This is a genomic window from Nitrospira sp. BLG_2 (genome assembly GCF_049222245.1).
This window is the reverse complement of record NZ_JBLYIG010000019.1, coordinates 1-1811: the sequence shown is the minus strand read 5'-3', so window position 1 is coordinate 1811 and position 1811 is coordinate 1. Positions and strand designations below refer to the sequence as shown.

Annotated in this window: 2 protein-coding genes and 1 tRNA gene; all 3 read left to right on the top strand. The window is 57.5% G+C overall.

The window, feature by feature from the left end; all coding sequences use genetic code 11:
• Positions 1 to 124: 124 nt before the first annotated feature.
• On the top strand, positions 125 to 454 hold the full coding sequence (locus tag ACOSYY_RS00610; RefSeq protein ID WP_421660284.1) for a helix-turn-helix domain-containing protein: 330 nt from the start codon (positions 125 to 127) through the stop codon (positions 452 to 454).
• A gap of 27 nt (positions 455 to 481) precedes the next feature.
• Positions 482 to 1660 (top strand): tyrosine-type recombinase/integrase, encoded by a 1179-nt coding sequence (locus ACOSYY_RS00605; protein ID WP_421660283.1) that lies wholly within the window; start codon positions 482 to 484, stop codon positions 1658 to 1660.
• Positions 1661 to 1673: 13 nt separating this feature from the next.
• Positions 1674 to 1749 (top strand) — tRNA-Met (locus ACOSYY_RS00600).
• Positions 1750 to 1811 lie beyond the last annotated feature (62 nt).

Here is a 1811-nt window from a genome sequence, read left to right as displayed (position 1 = left end):
GATGGTCCGGGACAACGGCACCAGCTCCTGCGTGGGCTCTCTAGAGGTCTACTGTTCGGGCATAACGACTACCAGGGGGCTACTGACACACTCTATTCCAGGCTCTCTAAAGGTTAGAGGTCATATGAAAATGCGATCACTTCGAGGGGAAGCACTCACCACGACCAGTTCGAATGCCCAGCAGGCCGAAGACCAGTACATGACCGTACAGCAACTGGCGCAGCGCCTGCGGGTCACTCCGGACTACCTGTACAGCGACGTGCTGGGTCAACCCGACGGAATACCTGGAATCAGACTAGGGAAAGGGCGCCGTCCTCGGTGGCGCATCCATCCGAGCGATGTCGCGCAGTGGGAAGAGCGCCAGCGAAGGACCTATGATTCACCGCCGCCGTTAACGGCCAGCGCCAAGAAAGTACGTTCTGTTCCAAGACAAGTTGATTCCAAGGCCAGCTGATCGAGCTAATTCAGTTGAAGGGGATCCATGGGGAAAAGATCGGGAGGCGGCACGGTCACACGCATCGGGGAGAAGCGGTATCTTATTAAGTGGCACCAGGGCCGTGGCCGGCCCAATATCCGCAAGGTCATTCATGGCACGCGGGAGACAGCAGGCCGTGTGCTCCAGACATTGCGCGAACGCTTCTATGGGGGCCTCTTTGGCTGGCCGCAGCAAATGGAGACCAAGGTCAGAGAGCTGACCCAGCTCGTCGTTTCTGATTACAAGGCAAATAGCTACAAGTCCCTCAAGAATGCAGAACAGCTTCATGCCTTCTGGAGCGCTTTCGCGGGGAATATGCTCGCCGAGACAGTGAGTGCAACGGACCTTCGCAATTGGGCAACCGAGTGGCGCGAGAACGGATTGAGTCCGGCGCGTGTCAATAGACGGATGTCCTTCTTGCTTCGCGCGTACCGCTTGGGGCTTGCGGGGAAGCCGCCGCTCGTGACCTCGGTCCCACAGTGGACCAAATTGAAAGAGTCACCCCCGCGCTCTGGCTACCGCTCGTGGCAGGAATTTGTGAAGATCAGAGCCTTGCTGCCGCCGCACGCTCGCATCCCGGTCACGATTGAGTATTGGCTGGGGACGCGCGAAGGTGAGACCATGAATCTCGAATGGCCTCAGGTATACATCGATCATCAGAAGCGGAACGTCGAGATCCGGCTTGCGTCAGAGACTACGAAGACGGAAGAAGAACGAGTCGCTGTGATGGGCGGGGACCTTTACGATGTCCTCGCCGCATGGTATAAGCACACTTCGGACCTGTATCCGGATTGCCGGTGGGTCTGTCACCTTAGCGGGAAAAAACTGGCTTCCATCAAGAGTTCATGGCGAACCGCCTGCGTCAAAGCTGGACTCGGGCGATTTGAAAATCCTAATGGGCGTTTTGTTGGAAACCGGCGCTATCGTGGGGCGTTAATCCACGACTTCCGTCGAACAGCAGTCAGTAACATGGAGGATGCCGGGGTGCCAAGAAAGGTCGCGATGGCAATCAGTGGTCACAAGACCGATTCCGTCTACCGTCGGTACCACATCGTGAAGAGATCTGACCTCATTGAAGCCGGGCGCAGGCTCCAGGAACACCACGACCGGAAGCACGGTCACGGTGAACAGTTGGTGAACAGTTCGGGGTCGGAGCGCTCGGCTGACAAGACCAAAGCCCCTTAGAAATCAATGACGTGGCGGTGTAGCTCAGTTGGTAGAGCAGCGGACTCATAAGCCGCGGGTCACCCGTTCAATCCGGGTCACCGCCACCATATCCGAGCCTTGCTTGAACTGGTGGCAGATTTGCCCCTTATCGTAGCTGACGCCACCGAAG